Consider the following 16799-nt stretch of genomic DNA (forward strand, 5'->3'; position numbering starts at 1 on the left):
CAAGACTACTAAATCGAATTTGAATCTTCATTTAAAAATTTATCTCCTTCTAGAACTGGTTCGTATCCAATGACTTTTCGGCATTCATTTCTTGTTAATATACTCTTGTCGTATCCATCTATTGCATATTGCATATCACTCGCTCGATCATCCGTATCAATTTCATTTAATTGAAACTGCCAGTCCAATTCCCCTAATGTTCCTGTAAACTCTTTAAATAATTGTGTATTTAATCGATGTTCTAAAATTTGTTGACCTGGTTCAATAATTGATCGTTTATACATTTCATTCATTTCTTTTGCTGTCGTCTGCCCAAGTGATCCTGTCATAGCCCAACCAATCCTATATGGTGGCACCCGATGAGCTATACAAATTTCCATGGCATTATCTTGACGATATAAACGAAAGCTCGCTTCTTTGACATCTGGCCCTAATTTCTCTAAGCGAGCTTTTGCTCCTTCAGGAACAGGAACAACTGCTAACTTATGATGTTCTCCTTTTGTTTCGACAGAGAAAAAAGTTTTTAATTCTCTTTCAACTGAATCATCTATTTCATCAACACCCTCAACAAACAAAACAGCATCTGGAATTGTTTTACCAGTAAAATAATTAATATTGTAATCTCTTACAGCTTGTGATCCTACAATGGAACCAATTGAACTCACATAATCCGGAATACCATAGTATGATGATCTAGAACCAAATTTACGAATTACAATAACTTCACCAGCTTTTTCTTCAGTGTCTAATAACGAGTTTTCATCTAAGCTATCACTAATCATTTCTCCATCTATCAACCTAAAATCATATGGATAACTAAATCTTTTAAACCATCTCTCCTCATTATTTACAATCTGTGCAAATCGAATCTTATCTTTGTGCGCACGTACCGTATGTGCTGGAATATGATGAAGCTGCGCTGGTTCTCCTTTCAAATTACGAACAACTTCTATAATTCCCCAACCTACAGTTTCATAATCCTCCCAAACTGCCCTAAGTATTTCGCTACTTGTCATTTCATTGTTGCAATATCTCATAAAACGCTTTAATTCTTTATATTGTTCTTGATTTGCCTCTGTCACTTCATCTAGCGGTGCAAAGTCAAATCCTATACCAGCAATATCATTTACTTTTGCACTAATACATGCCGAGTGAATAGGGTTACTTTCTCTCAAATTTAATAATACTTGCATATCATATGGAGGCTTTACTAGTTCTTTGTCACCGTACACTTGTGCAAATGGATCAATTGTCATTTGTTTACTTTGCAGTTCCTCATTCCGTAAATTCATCTCACGATTTTGTAATTTAAGTACTTTCACATTCTTAATTGCTTTCTTCTCAGCCATAAAACCTACGCCCCCTTTCATATACAAATCATTTATTCAATGTATTTCATAAAAACTTTACCAATACAAAAAAGCTGAACAATACATGTTCAGCTAAACTCTTTTTATTTTTCCACCCATTATTTTTTTTTGCTTAGTAAAAAAGTATTCTAAGGCTTGTGACGTTGTATCTACTTGATCATTATGCTTACCAGATGGGAAAGAAGCTAATTCATCTATATAATCATATACCCAGGATTGTATTTTAGGATTAGGTATATATACATTCCCAGATTGAAATTCAGGGGATATCGCCTCAGCACGTGTTTCTTTTGAACCCTGTGGATTTATAGGAATAATTCCACTTATTTCATTCTTCAATGAACTAATAATAGCTGGACCATTTGCTTTTTTTTCAACTAATTTCGGAATGGACTTTTTAAACCCAGAATTCCGAAGAATTGACTCATATTTATTATGAAAAACAACAAATGCTTTCTTTGTTTCTAGGAAATTCATTTGCGCCCTCACTTGATCAATTAAATATTTGTCCCCATCTATTTTCCCCCAAATCTGCCCAACCACAAAGGAACTTTTATTTGTAGTGTTATCAAAAGCCATATCCCAGGAAGTAATAATTTGATCAAATTGTTCCCAATTTGGTAATACATCATAATATTGAAACCAGTGCCTTTTGAAAATATTCCCTATATCACTTGATGGTTTTTGTTGCCATAAAGATAACCATGAGCGTGCAGAGGAAAACTTCTTTTTATCTTCATAATAATTTTGGCCATAGTGTTCAACCCATAAGCCTCTTCCTATTTCTCTGTTCAATGGATCATCCCTTGACTCTGCTATAGCAGGAATTGATAACACAGTCCATTTCTCCTGTTCTTTCTCTAACAATCTACCAGCTAAATCGTCCTCATGCCATCGCGTCAAAATTAGAATTACCTTTGCACCTTTTTGTAAACGTGTAGATAAAGTATCTTCCCATTCATCCCATAGTCTATTTCGGTATGTAATTGATTCGGCCTCTTGGCGATTTTTAATAGGGTCATCAATAATTAATAAATCTGCTCCTTCCCCTGTAATCGAACCACCAACTCCTACAGACAACATTCCACCAGAGTGGTTATGTAGTGCCCAATCTGTTACGGAACCTTGCCGCTCATCAATTCTAATGTTAAATATTTCTTTACCAAACTCTTCAATTTTAGTACGATTTCTTCTACCAAACTTTTCAGCTAAACTTGATGCATAAGATACCTCTATAACTCTCCTATTTGGGTAATTTCCTAAATACCAACTTGGCAATGTTTCTGTTATAGACTGTGATTTTGAATGCCTAGGTGGCATAAACACCATTAATCTATTAGTCGATAATTTCTCTTCAATTAAATCTTGGCAAATCTTTGTTATTAATTTTGTGTGCTTTGCATGTTTATAGAATCCCTTATGTGTATACTGAACATAGAAAGGGGTAGTTCACTTTTGCCAATTCCTTAAATGTATTTTCATCTATTAACTTGTGCACATTCATCCGTGTCATGATTGTAATTCTCCTCCTTGAACTTTCTCAAATAATTTCATAGCTAAATCAAGCATTTCCTCATCACACCCAATTTTCATAGCCATTTTATTATGCTCTACTTTCATTTCTCCTGAATGATTTACGTTTGCTTGCAATTGATCTTTTCTTCCCCATTTAGTTGGGAATTTTCTTTCTAATCTCCATGCTGCAGCTTTCCAATTAGATTTTGCATGCTCCCCAATTGTTTCAACGTCTCTCGCTTCACTAAATGCTAATGCCTGATCAATTTCCATGACTAACTTTACATAAATCTTATCTTTTCTCGGTACTACTTCACCTGTCTTTTCACTTGTTTCAATTGCTCTACGCCCTTGTTTTAACCAAACATAAACTATACTTCTACTAATTCCAACTAACGCACATGCGGTTTCAATATAATTCCCTACTTTAATATATTGAGTCAACCTATTTATCAGCTCATCATTCAATTTCATTGGTCGCGCCACTAGCAGTCCCTCCCATTTTAACTCATCATTTGTACTTCTTTTTCTAAACACTCAATACATATTGTTGTTATATTGTCGTCAACTACCTCACGAATTAACATTTGTTCACAATACTGAATTGTGATTGGAAATTTCAAAACCCATAAACATTTTTCAAGGCAAATTGAACATATTGGCATTGTATCTATATCTTGTTCTAACATCTAATCGCATCCTTCTTTAGTTTTTCATGTACTACTGCCTATTTTGTAGTAAATAAAAAGATGCCGTCATTTTTAAAATTTCTCATTTAATTTATAGATACCCTTCGAATTACTCATTCTTTTTGCTAGTATCCATTCTTCATTTTTTATATTTCATTTAAACTTATTTAATTACTATCTATTTATAGGTGGCACTATGGTGACAAGAATGTATTTGCAAATAAAAAAAGCCTTAACTACTTTCGCAGAAAAGACTTTCTCTTACTTGTTTAGCAATTTTTATTTCAGATCTATATAGAATCGTTTTAATTGTACTTCTTGAAACATTTAAATATTTAGCAATTTTCTCTTGTGTAATGCCTCTTCCTCTTGACATGATTAATTTATAGATATTCTGCGAGTTACTCATTCTTTTTGCTAGTATCCATTCTTCATTTTTTATATTTCATTTGAACTTATTTTATTACTATCTATTTATAGGTGGCACTATGGTGACAAGAATGTGTTTGTAAATAAGAAAAAGCCTTAACTACTTTCGCAGAAAAGACTTTCTCTTACTTGTTTAGCAATTTTTATTTCAGATCTATATAGAATCGTTTTAATTGTACTTCTTGAAACATTTAAATATTTAGCAATTTTCTCTTGTGTAATGCCTCTTCCTCTAGACATGATATATATTTCTCTTTCATATTTTGTCAAAGTAGAGAGCGCATCTTCTAGTTTTATTCTTTCCCATTCTGAAATGATACTTTCCTTGTTTTCATCATCCCATTCATATGTTGTATCAGTACTACGAAAATACCTTTGCATTAACAAGGAATCATATGATTTTTCTCGTTGGTAAGCAGCTCTACGTTCTATTCCCCGACGATTACCCGGCATCTTTGCATTCTTCATCCACTCCAAAGCATATGTGACATCACTAATCATACTCGTTAATATTTTAATTTCTTCTTCTTTTGCACTTATTTTGGCACGCTCTAACTTACATAACGTTTCCTTATATTGGATAATTAAATCTCGCATATACTATTCCCACCCTTATAACAAAGCAAAATTGTTAAAAATAGAGACCATCTAAATCTACATTTAATTTCCATTTATTTTTTCTCACCAAAAAACTAAAATTATTAAAAAACTCTTGCTTAATACTATTTATCTTTGCTACTTTGTACTTATATGATATACGTATATAACGATTCGTTTTTATCTCTTTTTCATCATTTTTTTACATAAAAATAACCACCTGCTTGTTTACACAGGTGGTTATAATCCATATTAAAAACTTATTCATTATTAGTAATCTTTACACTCCTCAACCTCAATCCCTAATGCATATGCATAGTTGTAAAAAGCAGTATTCCTTTTTCTATAATAATCTCCCTCGGATAAATTCAACTCTTTCATAATCTCATATCTATTAACTCGATTTTTTAACAAATATATTTGAATAATTATTCTATCACTTTCAATATCTAGCTTTTCTAACCCTTTGTTCATCGCAATAATATAATTGATCCGCTCTTCTTTCGCATTTTCTTTTAATATTTTTTCTTTCGAGAGTATTGTTTCGTTAAGATAATTACACTTCATAAATAATCTGTATTTCTTTATAGCTTTCAGTACATTTTCTTTTGTAGCTTCTTTATTTAATACTGGTAATTCTATATTTAACATGTTAAGCCCCTTTCTTATCATTTATCCTTAATCATAATTTAAATTTCATATATTAATTTGCTATTAAGGCTTACATTCTTTATGTATTATTTCATACATTGTATTGCTAACATTTATTTTCTTATCATTATGATTTTTGATTAATTTTATTAACTCATCACTATTTAATTCGTACAATTGTTTATCCTTATATTTGTAAATTCCATTTTCAATAAGTTGATTAATTAAAAATAACTTCATCTTGCTACACCACCATATCTTCAACGAAAAATTGAATCTCAATATCTTTTGAATTATAATAAGAAATTTCTCCCCCATTAATCGGAACACATCCTACTACAATTTGAGATTCACTTCCACTTTTTACAATAGCCACTTTATACAATTTATTATCTCTTTCAACTACATCACCAAGTCTAAACTCATCTATTTTACGCCCTTTGATAGCGAATAATTTTGCCCGTTCAAATAATAATTTTTCACTTTTTTCAGCTTTCCTAATTTTTAATTTCGTACGCCTTTCAAAATGACCATAATTATTAGAGAACTCCTCTCCATTAATCCAGAACCAACTACCATGCTTTATTTCTTTTTCGTTTTCTTTACAATATTCAGCGATGAATTTTTCATTTTTTTCATTTTCAATATACAATAGTTCTCCTTTTCGAATAGTTTCTCTACAATCTATAAATTCATTCTCAAAAAAGAAATTAATTTGTTGATAACTTTCTTTTTTACCTAAATAATCAGCAATCACTCTTTCCCCTTCTATTTTCCAACACATCGGTGTCTCTTGTACTGTTGTAATCCAATTTGTTTTCATTCGTTTAATTACTTCAAATCCTTTATATGTTCTCATTTTCAAGATGCCTCCATTTAATTATTTAAAACATATTAAATAAACTTAAAAACTGCTTTCAATGTACATACGTGGAATTTCTGATCAAATGCTGTTTCCATTCCTCATATTCTTTCTTAACTTCCGAATCACTTCACTTACTCGCTAATTAAAAGAACTAATTCATACAGTACAAATTTCTTGAACAATATGTTTTCATCTACATCTATATTTCCTACACAATATATATTCTTTTCTTAAAAAGGTAATTTTCTCTTACGCTTATCTCTTGTTTTTTTAAATTCTATGTGTCGATATGTATTAAACATACGAGATGTAACTCTTTCATCGTACGCTTTTATAATTGCCTCACCTGTTAAATTCGTTGTGATAATTGTTTTTTTCCCTTGTCGTCCATCAAATAGTTTAAATAACACACGATTTACAAATGCTGTTGCTTTTAAATCATTAATTTCCATATCGCCTAGCTCTGCTCCTAGATCATCAATGACTAATAAATCCATAGAAATTAGCATATTTGTTATGCTATGCTCTGTTTCACAAGATTGCGTATTAAATGTCGAACGTATGAAATCAAAGAGTTCTGAACTTGTAACATACATAACTTTATCCGAACTTTGTTCATTCATTTCATGCGCTATAGAGTATGCAATATGACTTTTTCCAGCTCCAACTTTACCCACGAGAATCAAATTAAATCGAATATCATTTAAATAGTCTGTAAGAGCCTTTTTAGCTAAAATTAAATTGTTTTCATCCTCTTCACACTCTGATATAAATGTCGAAAATCTAGCTAATTTAACAGTTTCATCTTTAATAAGACTATGATCATAAAATATACTTTTACGTTTTCTTTCCTCTTTTTCATAACGAAAAACATTCATTTCTTTTTCTAACCTTCTATTTTCTTCTTCTAAACGACATACTGGACAAATCGTTTCACCCTGAATCTCCATCAATCTTACCATTCGCTTCCTCTCCTGCTTACATATCAGACATGTATCAGAAAGGAAGTTCATTCTCTTCGAAAGACTTTGTACTATATCTGTTACCTTTGTTAAAGCCATTTGATTTCACCATCTTTCTCTGCTGCAAATATCCCTCAAATTTAGTTCCAAATAAGGTTTCTGGTCTTAAATATTTTGCCTGTTCTGTATAAAGCCATTCTTTCGCCTTCGTCTCAATAACTTCTTTAAATTCATTTATATTAAATCCCTCTTGTAGTCTAGATTTAATTAACATTTGTGTCTTTTTAGTTGAAATACGATAACTTGTATTACATACACTGTTGAGATAATTAATTATCTCTACTATATCTTTTTGAGTGGTATTCTCTGAGTTAATCTTTTGTGTAGTCTCTGGTATTGGTTGAGACATATTATCATTTTCCATCATGACAATATGTTCTTTTCGTTGAGACAATTTGTCACAATCGTTATCTATTTCTAATTCAACTAGTCTGTTATAATTTATTGAATACCATTTTGTTTTATCAAACTTTAATTTGTTATAGTTACCACTTATCAATAAATTAAACTCTTCTAGATTTTTAACAATACGTTTCAACGTTCTTTCATTCCAAAATGGGAATTGTTTATGCCAATTTGTAATGCTATTATAGACCCAATAACGATCATCATAATAATGTTTCGAGCGCTTGAGCCAATAATGTATTTGTTGAAGAAAAATTGCCTCGTTCAACCCAATCTTACTTGCTAATCGAGGTAATACTAATAGTGGCTCATCCTGTATTAGCAAACTACTCATTTGATCTTCCTCCAGAACTTTTTTAAAATCTATATATTAAATTTCTTATGTATTAAAGGTTTTATTCTCCAAAACCTTTAAATTTCCCAACCTATTAATACTTTTATAGCTTGATTAGCTTGCTTCCTTGTAAGATCACTCAGTGATTGAATTTTAAGTTTTTCTTTTAATTTATTTTTGATTTCCTCTTTTGATATTACTCCATCATATTTCAATGCTATTATATGAACTTTGGCATAGATCATTTTTAACTGTTTATTCGAAAGTTTTTCTGATTCAAAACAACTAGTATTACTAAATTCTTCATTTATACTCTTGCTGACATATCCTTGTTTTTTTGTCACTTTAAAAACCATGATTAATCCGCCTCCCTACAATAGACTTTCCTATAAGGTTTGTTTTTTAAGACGATAGTCTTTCTTTTTTTACATCTCATTCTCTGTTAGCCAATTTAATAAAAATGCCTTCTTTTCTTTAGCCGGAAAATACCATTTCCCGCCCACTTTAAATTTTTGAAAACGCTGATCAAAAAAGAATTCTTTTTGAATAGTAGTCCACGACATGCACGTTCTTTTTTTTAATTCGCTTGTATCCCAAAATACAAATTCTGCATCCACTTCTTTAAATTTTTCTAAATATAATCTTCTGATCGCTCTTTCATCTATTTGAATATTTCAACATTCTATACTTCACCTCAATTTTTATATTCCAAATACACTTTAGCGTTTCATTTTATGAATCTCTTTCCTTCTTTTCTAAGTGCAAATCAATATATAAAGCATCTTTAATAGTAGGATTATTAGATACTTATTTTAAAATAACTCCCAAAAACATCCTATAATCCAAACATAAGTACGTGCATTTTTGTCACAAATTATTTAAAAAAAGATCAGGGAATAACTCTTCTATAGATTTCTCTAAATAGCACGATAACATATGTGCCTCTTTCAGAGTGAATTCACTTTTATTATGTTCTTTTGCCCAATATGTACGTGGAGAAACATTAAGAAAATCAGCAACTTCTTCAATAGTTTTTCTCTTTAATTTTCTTTCTAAAAATATCATCTTGTGCATTTTTGTCACCTCTTTTCAAATTCAAATATAGTACTACGTGACAAAACAGTCAAGATTTTTTTTACCAAATAACGAAGAAAGTTGCATTTTTGTCACACCAATTATATAATCAATCAAAGACGGAGGTGACAAAAAGTCATGAAATCATTCGGTTTAAAATTATCTCAATTGATGAAGAAAAATAGTATGACAGACGAACGATTAGCTGAATTATTATCTGTTAGTAGAACTACTGTTTTACGGTGGAGAAATGGTGAAAGAAGCCCTAAAATGTCAAAAATATCACAAATCGCTAAGATGTTAAATGTCCCTGCAACCTACTTTATTGATGAAAATGAATCCTATTGTCCTGAAGATCACGCAATTACCAAACGGGATATTCCCATTTATGGTACAATCGCAGCTGGTAAACCAATTGAAGCTATAGAAAATGTAATTGGTGATATACAGGTACCTGATATTATTTTAGATAAATATGGATTTGAAAAACTATTAGCACTTCGTATAAACGGAGACAGCATGAATAGAATTGTACATGATGGACATATAGCTGTACTTGAGAGGACAACAAATATAAATAATGGCGACATAGCCGCTGTACTCATCAACGGATATGACGCCACTTTAAAAGAATTTACAAAACCAATAATAGAATTATCCTTGAACCAGATTCTTTTAATCCTAGTATACATCCATTAATGTTTGATTGTACAGATATAGAAAATTGTCCAGAAATAAAAGTAGTTGGAAAATACATTTGGAGTTGTGCACCAATTCAATAATATTTCATCAATGAATTAAGTTATTTTTTAATAAATTTTAAAGTAAGGGGGCTCTCTCCCCTTCTTTTTTATAGGAGGAATTCATCTTGGCTAGTTTCAGGAAATTAGGAGATTTTTAGGAATTCCTGGTAAGATTTAAAGACCCTTATACTCAAAAATACAAAGAAAAATCAAGACGTGGATTTAAGTCGAAAAAAGAGGCTCAACTTGCGGCGGCTGAAGAAGAGAAAAAATTATTAAAGGTTCAATCATACTTGGTACTTCTTCAAAATCTATACTTGAATACTTTTTCTTGCTCAATATAAAATACCTTTCTTACAAATTAATACGTTAATCTAATATTAACATGGTGCAATTTCAGGGGTAAGTTATCAGAAGACATATGAAGTAAGCACTCTACAAATTATAATAAATTAAATCTTGTTAAAACAAAAAGAGATGTCTTAGTAGTATACCTAGGACATCCCCTTCATTTTATAATATCTAGATTCTATACATCTCTAACAATTAAATATTTATTCTACCTAAAACATCGTATTATCATTAGCTGCCTCATTTGGAATCTCTTGAATTACATCCCAGTGTTCGACAATCTTACCATCTTTTATACGAAATATATCCACTATTGCAACTCCCTTATCTTCGGAATTCGTACGAGAATATACATGAAGAGCAACTGTATCTCCTACTACTACTACTACTACACGTTTGATCTCTGCAGAGGAATTAGGATTTTTAACATAATCCTCCTTAAAGAAATCTATGAAGGCTTTTCATCCATCAGCAACAAAAGGATTATGTTGCTGATAATCTTCGCTTACATATTTAGGGATAATATCGATATTATGTTTGGTGAACTACCCACCACTTTACCTCCTAATGGACTGTTTGAAGTGGGGGCTTCTCAGTTAGTCGTTACTTTTGATAGCTAACGAATTCGTCCTAAGACAGCCGAGCTAACTCCCTTGTTCCAAGGGTTATTTTATTGCTATCTATGCTAACGCTAATAGGCGTATTGCTTCATTTTTGATATTGATAGCTGCGTTATAATCTCTATCGAGATTTACACCGCATATACAAGAATATACTCTCTCAGACAATGACATTTTTTTCACATTTCCACAACTGCTACATGCTTTTGTGGAAGGAAACCACTTGTCTATTTTCACAAGCTGTTTTCCTTGTTCATTTAGTTTATAAGCTAAGAAAGAAGTGAACATACCCCAACCATTATCAGCGACATTTTTTCCAAAATGAAGTGCTTGCGACATTCCTTTCATATTTAGATCTTCAATAGCTACAATATCAAAATGAGTAGCTAACTCTTTAGACTTATGATGAAGGAAGTTCTTACGTTGGTTTGCTACTTTTTCATGTAACTTAGCTACACGGATACGTTGTTTATTCCAACGAATAGAACCTTTTGTTCTTCTTGATAATACTCGTTGTGCTTTTGCTAATCGGTCTAACATTTCACGGTAGAACTTAGGATAATTGGCTTTCTTATCCTCAGAACTGACGTATAATCCATCCATCGCAAAGTCTAATCCAACAACTGTTTCTACTTCTTTTTGTACAATCTCTTTTCGTATTCAGTCAAAATGGACACATAGTATTTACCAGTAGGTGTCATAGAAATCGTACATGACTTGATTATATGGTCTTGTGGTATTTCTCTATGCTGTTTGATATGTACCATTTTCAGTTTTGGTAATTTGATATGACCGTTAAGCAACATAATATTTCCGTTCACTACATTCGTTGTATAAGACTTTCTGTCTTTTTTGCTTTTGAATGTTGGGAAGTCATTTTGACCACTAAAGAAATTCTTATAGGCAGTTTGCAAGTTTAGTTGAGCATTTGCCAAAGCTAATGAATCAACTTCTTTTAACCACTCAAATTCTGATTTGTATTTCGCAGGAGTGGGAAGCTTTTGTTTCTTTAGTTGTTCCTTATCATCTTTGTGTTTTTCATAGGCTTCTTTCCGTTCAGCTAACATTCTGTTATACACGAAACGTACACAGCCGAAGGTTTTACGCATAAGATGTGCTTGGTCTTCTGTTGGATACAAACGGAATTTATATGCTTTATTATGCTTTGTCATATCATTTCACCTCACTTTTCATCTTAATTTTCAATATATTTTTTTACTGCGTCTATTGGTGAACCACCAGTAGTTAGTAAACAAAAACTTCTTGACCAAAACATATCTTTTGCATAGTCTGACATATCATCATCAAACACATTTCTTCTGTATTTCACGACCAACACAAGGTGATAATACAACGAGAATACTGAATGATTATTACTATCTAATTTCATTAATATACCAACCTTTATAATTTAAAAGACTGATTATATCTGAGACAAAATAACAAAGAAAACCTTTTGGCTCGCCAAACCGAAATTCATCTCCCACCTACCGTTGGGCTACGCCCTTCACACGTTTGAGGAAAGAGAATTTTTCCGGGGAATTCGTTAAATTTTTCTCTAATTTCATATATACCTACCTCTTCTAATCATATAAATTATATTCCATAACACGCTTGTAGAAACCTTCCCCAATATGTAATGTCTGGGGTATGTTAGAAGCTATTAACTCTAACTTAATACCTCATTAACAGTTGCACTATCCACAATTTGAATAAACTTCTTAACCTTATCGTTCTCATCAAACTCATACAGATGACAGAAATCTGCTACAAATGATTTCCCTGTTGCTTTATATGTTCCTCTATATTTTCCATACACGATAACAGTATTATTATTAAACGCATAAATTTCATCTTTTGCGCAATAGTTATCCCATTCCGTGGCAAGACGTTCATGTACATTTTTCACTACTTCATCTGGGCCTATATAAGTACCTGCATATGGAAACCCAGCAGCTTCTGTCCATGATACATTTTCACTTAAATACGTTTTGAAAGCATCCAATTTTCCTTCGCCAGTTAACACATACGTTTCATGTAATAGTTTCTGATATTTATTCATAGCATTAACCCCAAGGCATTTCTTTTGTTACAACTTTTGCACTTAATTCTAATACACCTTTATTTGCATAGCCTGGATATGCTGCTTCAAGTTTCGCTACAAAATCTTTTGAAGTCTTACTTTCCTCAGAAGCTTGAACCGCAGTTCTTAGGTAATCCATAGTTGCAGTAAGTGCCTGATTATTTAAGGATTTTTCAATTGATCCATGGCTAGGTACAATTATGTCAGCATTTAATGCTTGTAATACTTTCAAGTTCTCAATCCATGCCTCCATAGCCGCTTTTGAGCTAGTATCCGCTAAGAATACATGTATTTCGTTAAATACATCAATACCACCAATTAATAATTTTAGCTCTTTATTAAATAAGCTAGTTCTGTAATGATCTAAGCCTACTAGTTCAAATGTTAATCCCTGAAAATCAATCGTTTTTTCTTTAAACACTTGAGGTAATACTACGTTGCTTGGTGCGTTTTCTCCTAGGGCGCCTTTCCAAACTTTTAATTTACCTAAGATAGAATGAGCAATATGTTCAACAGTAGACTCTGTAGCATACGCTATAGCTTCTGGGTAAGCAGCCTTAATACTTTCTAATCCAAAGTAGTAATCAGGATCCCCATGAATAATAAAGATTTTATCTAAAGATAAGTCGTTTTTTTCAGATACTCAACAATTTCTTTCGAATCAGATTGAGTAAATTTTGAGTTTATTAAAAATGCATGTCCCGCTTTCTCAACTAAGGTTGCAGTGACCATGAAACTTTTTTCGTCTGAACTAAACACTGTCAATTTTACATCTTTTTGATTTGTATCAATTGTTTTAAACATAGAATGTTATTCTCCTTTTGTTAAAGTTATTAACTAGTTAACATATTTTTATCTTGTTCCGACAGAAGCACCCTTTTCAATTTACCTGAAAGTGTGATAGCACCAGCAAATAGGCGAAAGATGAATGTCCGTTGGCTTAAGCTAACATGTTTGCTACTATAGCTGATAGTAAAATTAAAATTGGACTCTTTTTAAAAACAAATTGAAACCGACTGTTATAAAAAGGTTTAAGTCCATCCAATTCTAGTCTTTTTTAAAACGTTAAATGTTATATACTGTAACTTAAAATCCATTAATATAAATTTTTAAAACGCGCTTCAATTTTATCTGGCGTCATTACCCCACCACCAATAGGGATAATTTGATTATCCTTTTGTAAAAGTAATGAAGGATAACTATTAACACCAAGCTGTCGCACTTTATTGAAATCGTTTTGGACATCTATTATTGTTTCTTGAGCGTTTAATCGTTCTAATACTTGTTCAGGGTCCAAACCATGCTCGATTGCAATCTTACGATATGTTTCAGGATCACTCAGACTTTGGCCCTCATAATAAAACGCTTTTTGCATAGCCGAAGTGAATTCTAACAAACGGTCTGGTGCTAATGAGCGTAAAGCTGAAAAGCCAATTGCAGCATCTTTCGAATTCATTTTAAAAGTCCCTTCTTCCACCAATTTTTGATATGAAGGACCAAATTCTGCACCTGTAAGTTGATTAATTCTTTTATTTCCCTCTTCTATATATGAGAAGTTTTTCATTGGTAAATTATTTAAAAATAACCCTCCACATAAAACCGTTAACGGCACTTCAGTGTGATTTTTGTAAAATCCTTTAATACTTTCTGAAAAGCCATAGCACCATCCACAATAAGCGTCCCATACATAAATAAGGTTATCTTGTTTCGTCTCCATTTATATCTCCTACCTTTATTTTTAGTATCCAGCTCAGCTACCACTTAAAATTCTCAGCTAACTTTCTGGTTTATATAAGTACGTCTTTTTTTATATCTTGTTCTTTTTTGAGTTACCTTACTATATTTTTCAAAACTAACCCTTCCCAAAAAGATTAGATAAGATTTCTAATGAAAGATAGCGCTGCACATCATTGCTCCAAAATAGAAGATACTAAAATTCGGAATATATCTTGATTTAAATATGTTAGTAACTTTCTACACCGGGCGATAACATGTGGACTACCATCCTTAATTGAATATATAAACCTTATTTTCATTTTAAATAGTCATAAGTTGTAACTAATTCAACTACAACATTATGTAACCGTATCAGTTACAACTATAGTAGAAGTCAATTCTTTTTTAACAAAAACAATAAATTTCTACCCTAACGCTTTTAGAATTCTATTATTAAAAACTGGCTTCTTGTTCTTAAATTTGTTAAAAAGCTTAGTAATTCCCTAAAAACATCACTAGTAAATATGGAACAACAAATTCAAGATAATTTACAAAACAAATAATATAAGTACCTCTTTCATGGCTTACCGACAGAGTACCAGTTCTAGTACATAGTTTTTTTCAAAGCATTACATCTTGTTTTTATTTTTAATAGAAACTATCTGATTAACTAAAACAGGAACTGTCCCACCATGACTTATAATTTTTTATCCCTGTACATTGTGCGGGGATTTTTTTCATAAAGAAAAGACACCCTAAAGTGCCTTCTTCCAACATGAACCCTCACAATTTCAATAGTAAGTATTGGACTCTCATCCAAATATACTTTTACCATGTTAAATTGTTTGATTCATTGAGGAATAGGGTTCAAATTTGGGTTAGCATCACATCGCTAACATACTAAGGTTTTATGCTACCGAGAAACAATGATTTTTACTCTTGGGATCTCAATTTTACTATTTGGGGATTTATGCTTTTCTTAGCTTGATTGCAGCGTGGGGATTTCCTTATTCGATGTATATGGATACCCTTAAAAATACAAAACCAAAAAAAGAGAGTCGTTATTTACTCTCTTAAACGTTCTACGACTTTTGGCTATTTTTTTCTTCTATTTATAAATTAAATGTTAGTTTTACAAAACATTCAAAATGTTAAACTTACAAAAGCCATTAATATCATGCGCAAATGCTGATATCAATGGCTTTTGGTATAGATATGTTGTAATCATTCTTTTAAATTATTAAAAGGCATAAGCTCAGTTTTACTTTTTACCAGTATTATGCTCTTAAATTTATCTTTCTTGTCCATCTGTTTGATTGGCTTGGAACTCCATTTTTAGCGCAATACTATCCCCTTGGAACACGTTTTGATCTGTTCCGTTGTCTTCAAATATAAACTTTATCCAAAACCAATCCATTTTCCTAGGTTTTAATCCTCCTGTTTCAGTCCACTTAGAATGAAATACTTTTTTGGAGGCAATCTCTGGGCTTTGTGATTTTAGTTCTGCAAGAGTTGTTTCGTATACAGGGCTTTTTGCAGGATCCCAATCCCAAAGAAATTGTACTTTAATATGTTTACCTAAATCTTCTGTAGTGTTATTTTGTTTTAAATCGTTTACAGTATAGTCTATTTTCATCATGATATCTTTAATATCTAATGTACCACTATTTGTTAAATTGAATTTCTTTAATATTTTGTCCCCAGGTTTTAAATTTTCTAAGTTAAGTGAAGTAGTTGGTTGCATAGCTAAATCCAACGTACCTGTAGCAAATGAATTATTTGTCACCACTTGATCGCTAAAATATGCATATGTTCCCCCACCAATTAAAGATAAGCCAAGAGCGGCTGAAACCACTCCAACACCTAATTTCTTTTTCAATGACATTTTTTGTTCCTCCCATATCATTTTTATAATCTTTCTCCCTAATCAACCGAAAAGGTCCCCTTAATACAGATATACCATGAATTGTGAAAAAATTATATTAAAAGCAGAAAATTCCTTATTGAGAAAATTATGTTATTATCTATCTTCTGTAAATGAAACGTCCCAAAAATAGAAAAGTTGAATTTATAATTATCAAAACCTCTGCCAAAAACAAATTAATATTAACTACCCTTTATGATTAGAATTATTTATTTCTTCCGGAGTATTCTAACACTTCAAAAGGTACACTTTTTGGGAGTATAACTAAGCTACTAAAATCCCCTTTTCAAAAGGTATAAAAAATATTTCTGGTACACTTCAAAATTTACGTATACCTTTTGATTTTTTCTAAAAATGTATCATTTACATCTACTATTAAATACTACCCCAAAGTTCTGGCAAAACTATAAA

Annotated in this window: 19 protein-coding genes and 4 pseudogenes; 2 read left to right on the plus strand and 21 right to left on the minus strand. The window is 31.5% G+C overall.

Annotation, left to right across the window (positions count from 1 at the left end; translation table 11 throughout):
* Positions 1-8: 8 nt before the first annotated feature.
* From JFU23_RS04790 to JFU23_RS04855, 14 genes are all read right to left on the minus strand, one after another.
* Entirely contained in the window at positions 9-1349 is a 1341-nt protein-coding gene (locus JFU23_RS04790; protein WP_085312002.1) for a phage portal protein, read from the minus strand.
* 93 nt (positions 1350-1442) lie between these two features.
* Positions 1443-2690, minus strand: a complete 1248-nt coding sequence (terL, locus tag JFU23_RS04795) for a phage terminase large subunit (protein ID WP_242483490.1) — start codon at positions 2688-2690, stop codon at positions 1443-1445.
* A gap of 189 nt (positions 2691-2879) precedes the next feature.
* Positions 2880-3371: a hypothetical protein gene (locus tag JFU23_RS04800; RefSeq protein ID WP_000113634.1), complete on the minus strand. Its 492-nt coding sequence runs from the start codon at positions 3369-3371 to the stop codon at positions 2880-2882.
* Between the two features lie 17 nt (positions 3372-3388).
* Complete coding sequence (locus tag JFU23_RS04805; protein ID WP_000892960.1) at positions 3389-3574, minus strand: hypothetical protein; 186 nt, start codon at positions 3572-3574, stop codon at positions 3389-3391.
* A 232-nt stretch (positions 3575-3806) separates the two neighbouring features.
* On the minus strand, positions 3807-3983 hold the full coding sequence (locus JFU23_RS04810) for an HTH domain-containing protein (protein ID WP_085312004.1): 177 nt from the start codon (positions 3981-3983) through the stop codon (positions 3807-3809).
* Positions 3984-4099: 116 nt separating this feature from the next.
* Positions 4100-4600: a sigma-70 family RNA polymerase sigma factor gene (locus tag JFU23_RS04815; RefSeq protein WP_085312005.1), complete on the minus strand. Its 501-nt coding sequence runs from the start codon at positions 4598-4600 to the stop codon at positions 4100-4102.
* 270 nt (positions 4601-4870) lie between these two features.
* Positions 4871-5251 (minus strand): ArpU family phage packaging/lysis transcriptional regulator, encoded by a 381-nt coding sequence (locus JFU23_RS04820; RefSeq protein WP_085312006.1) that lies wholly within the window; start codon positions 5249-5251, stop codon positions 4871-4873.
* Positions 5252-5314: 63 nt separating this feature from the next.
* Positions 5315-5491, minus strand: coding sequence for a Fur-regulated basic protein FbpA (locus JFU23_RS04825; protein ID WP_085312007.1), 177 nt, complete (start codon positions 5489-5491; stop codon positions 5315-5317).
* Between the two features lie 4 nt (positions 5492-5495).
* The gene (locus JFU23_RS04830; RefSeq protein WP_201031499.1) at positions 5496-6110 is read right to left on the minus strand and encodes a hypothetical protein; all 615 of its coding nucleotides are present in this window, start codon (positions 6108-6110) and stop codon (positions 5496-5498) included.
* A gap of 236 nt (positions 6111-6346) precedes the next feature.
* Positions 6347-7177, minus strand: coding sequence for an ATP-binding protein (locus tag JFU23_RS04835; protein ID WP_483862041.1), 831 nt, complete (start codon positions 7175-7177; stop codon positions 6347-6349).
* Entirely contained in the window at positions 7113-7877 is a 765-nt protein-coding gene (locus tag JFU23_RS04840; protein WP_000096620.1) for a conserved phage C-terminal domain-containing protein, read from the minus strand. Before JFU23_RS04840 ends, JFU23_RS04835 begins: the two co-directional genes overlap by 65 nt.
* 77 nt (positions 7878-7954) lie before the next feature.
* Positions 7955-8233, minus strand: coding sequence for a hypothetical protein (locus JFU23_RS04845; protein WP_085312010.1), 279 nt, complete (start codon positions 8231-8233; stop codon positions 7955-7957).
* A 69-nt stretch (positions 8234-8302) separates the two neighbouring features.
* Complete coding sequence (locus JFU23_RS30485) at positions 8303-8548, minus strand: hypothetical protein (RefSeq protein ID WP_085312011.1); 246 nt, start codon at positions 8546-8548, stop codon at positions 8303-8305.
* Positions 8549-8744: 196 nt separating this feature from the next.
* Positions 8745-8951, minus strand: coding sequence for a helix-turn-helix transcriptional regulator (locus JFU23_RS04855; protein ID WP_000549412.1), 207 nt, complete (start codon positions 8949-8951; stop codon positions 8745-8747).
* Positions 8952-9089: 138 nt separating this feature from the next.
* Between JFU23_RS04855 and JFU23_RS04860 the strand changes: the two genes are divergently transcribed.
* Both JFU23_RS04860 and JFU23_RS31325 read left to right on the plus strand, forming a co-directional pair.
* Positions 9090-9650, plus strand: coding sequence for a LexA family protein (locus JFU23_RS04860; RefSeq protein WP_242483491.1), 561 nt, complete (start codon positions 9090-9092; stop codon positions 9648-9650).
* A 208-nt stretch (positions 9651-9858) separates the two neighbouring features.
* A pseudogene (locus tag JFU23_RS31325) lies at positions 9859-9972 on the plus strand (Arm DNA-binding domain-containing protein); the annotation flags it as partial.
* A 285-nt stretch (positions 9973-10257) separates the two neighbouring features.
* Here the strand turns inward: JFU23_RS31325 and JFU23_RS04870 are convergent.
* The 7 genes and pseudogenes from JFU23_RS04870 to JFU23_RS04905 form a co-directional block, all read right to left on the minus strand.
* A pseudogene (locus JFU23_RS04870) lies at positions 10258-10590 on the minus strand (nuclear transport factor 2 family protein); the annotation flags it as partial.
* A 135-nt stretch (positions 10591-10725) separates the two neighbouring features.
* Positions 10726-11837, minus strand: a pseudogene (locus JFU23_RS04875) (RNA-guided endonuclease TnpB family protein).
* A gap of 23 nt (positions 11838-11860) precedes the next feature.
* The gene (locus JFU23_RS04880) at positions 11861-12055 is read right to left on the minus strand and encodes a transposase (RefSeq protein ID WP_201031500.1); all 195 of its coding nucleotides are present in this window, start codon (positions 12053-12055) and stop codon (positions 11861-11863) included.
* Between the two features lie 279 nt (positions 12056-12334).
* Entirely contained in the window at positions 12335-12727 is a 393-nt protein-coding gene (locus tag JFU23_RS04885) for a nuclear transport factor 2 family protein (protein WP_201031501.1), read from the minus strand.
* Positions 12728-12731: 4 nt separating this feature from the next.
* Positions 12732-13552 (minus strand): annotated as a pseudogene (locus JFU23_RS30215) (MBL fold metallo-hydrolase).
* 292 nt (positions 13553-13844) lie between these two features.
* On the minus strand, positions 13845-14465 hold the full coding sequence (locus JFU23_RS04900) for a DsbA family protein (RefSeq protein WP_201031503.1): 621 nt from the start codon (positions 14463-14465) through the stop codon (positions 13845-13847).
* Positions 14466-15755: 1290 nt separating this feature from the next.
* Complete coding sequence (locus tag JFU23_RS04905; RefSeq protein WP_201031017.1) at positions 15756-16349, minus strand: TasA family protein; 594 nt, start codon at positions 16347-16349, stop codon at positions 15756-15758.
* Between the last annotated feature and the right edge of the window lie 450 nt (positions 16350-16799).

It is taken from the genome of Bacillus sp. TH50 (assembly GCF_016650565.1).
Classification (GTDB): Bacteria; Bacillota; Bacilli; order Bacillales; family Bacillaceae_G; genus Bacillus_A; species Bacillus_A mycoides.

What these genes read in the sequence shown, in the direction of transcription:
- JFU23_RS04790 (WP_085312002.1), bottom strand. Translation starts at nt 1,349, where the DNA reads ATGGCTGAGAAGAAAGCAATTAAGAATGTGAAAGTACTTAAATTACAA.
- JFU23_RS04810 (WP_085312004.1), bottom strand. Translation starts at nt 3,983, where the DNA reads ATGAGTAACTCGCAGAATATCTATAAATTAATCATGTCAAGAGGAAGA.
- JFU23_RS04900 (WP_201031503.1), bottom strand. Translation starts at nt 14,465, where the DNA reads ATGGAGACGAAACAAGATAACCTTATTTATGTATGGGACGCTTATTGT.
- JFU23_RS04820 (WP_085312006.1), bottom strand. Translation starts at nt 5,251, where the DNA reads ATGTTAAATATAGAATTACCAGTATTAAATAAAGAAGCTACAAAAGAA.
- JFU23_RS04860 (WP_242483491.1), top strand. Translation starts at nt 9,090, where the DNA reads ATGAAATCATTCGGTTTAAAATTATCTCAATTGATGAAGAAAAATAGT.
- JFU23_RS04845 (WP_085312010.1), bottom strand. Translation starts at nt 8,233, where the DNA reads ATGGTTTTTAAAGTGACAAAAAAACAAGGATATGTCAGCAAGAGTATA.
- JFU23_RS04905 (WP_201031017.1), bottom strand. Translation starts at nt 16,349, where the DNA reads ATGTCATTGAAAAAGAAATTAGGTGTTGGAGTGGTTTCAGCCGCTCTT.
- JFU23_RS04835 (WP_483862041.1), bottom strand. Translation starts at nt 7,177, where the DNA reads ATGGCTTTAACAAAGGTAACAGATATAGTACAAAGTCTTTCGAAGAGA.
- JFU23_RS04885 (WP_201031501.1), bottom strand. Translation starts at nt 12,727, where the DNA reads ATGAATAAATATCAGAAACTATTACATGAAACGTATGTGTTAACTGGC.
- JFU23_RS04830 (WP_201031499.1), bottom strand. Translation starts at nt 6,110, where the DNA reads ATGAGAACATATAAAGGATTTGAAGTAATTAAACGAATGAAAACAAAT.
- JFU23_RS04805 (WP_000892960.1), bottom strand. Translation starts at nt 3,574, where the DNA reads ATGTTAGAACAAGATATAGATACAATGCCAATATGTTCAATTTGCCTT.
- JFU23_RS04815 (WP_085312005.1), bottom strand. Translation starts at nt 4,600, where the DNA reads ATGCGAGATTTAATTATCCAATATAAGGAAACGTTATGTAAGTTAGAG.
- JFU23_RS04825 (WP_085312007.1), bottom strand. Translation starts at nt 5,491, where the DNA reads ATGAAGTTATTTTTAATTAATCAACTTATTGAAAATGGAATTTACAAA.
- JFU23_RS04855 (WP_000549412.1), bottom strand. Translation starts at nt 8,951, where the DNA reads ATGCACAAGATGATATTTTTAGAAAGAAAATTAAAGAGAAAAACTATT.
- JFU23_RS04880 (WP_201031500.1), bottom strand. Translation starts at nt 12,055, where the DNA reads ATGAAATTAGATAGTAATAATCATTCAGTATTCTCGTTGTATTATCAC.
- terL (WP_242483490.1), bottom strand. Translation starts at nt 2,690, where the DNA reads ATGCCACCTAGGCATTCAAAATCACAGTCTATAACAGAAACATTGCCA.
- JFU23_RS04840 (WP_000096620.1), bottom strand. Translation starts at nt 7,877, where the DNA reads ATGAGTAGTTTGCTAATACAGGATGAGCCACTATTAGTATTACCTCGA.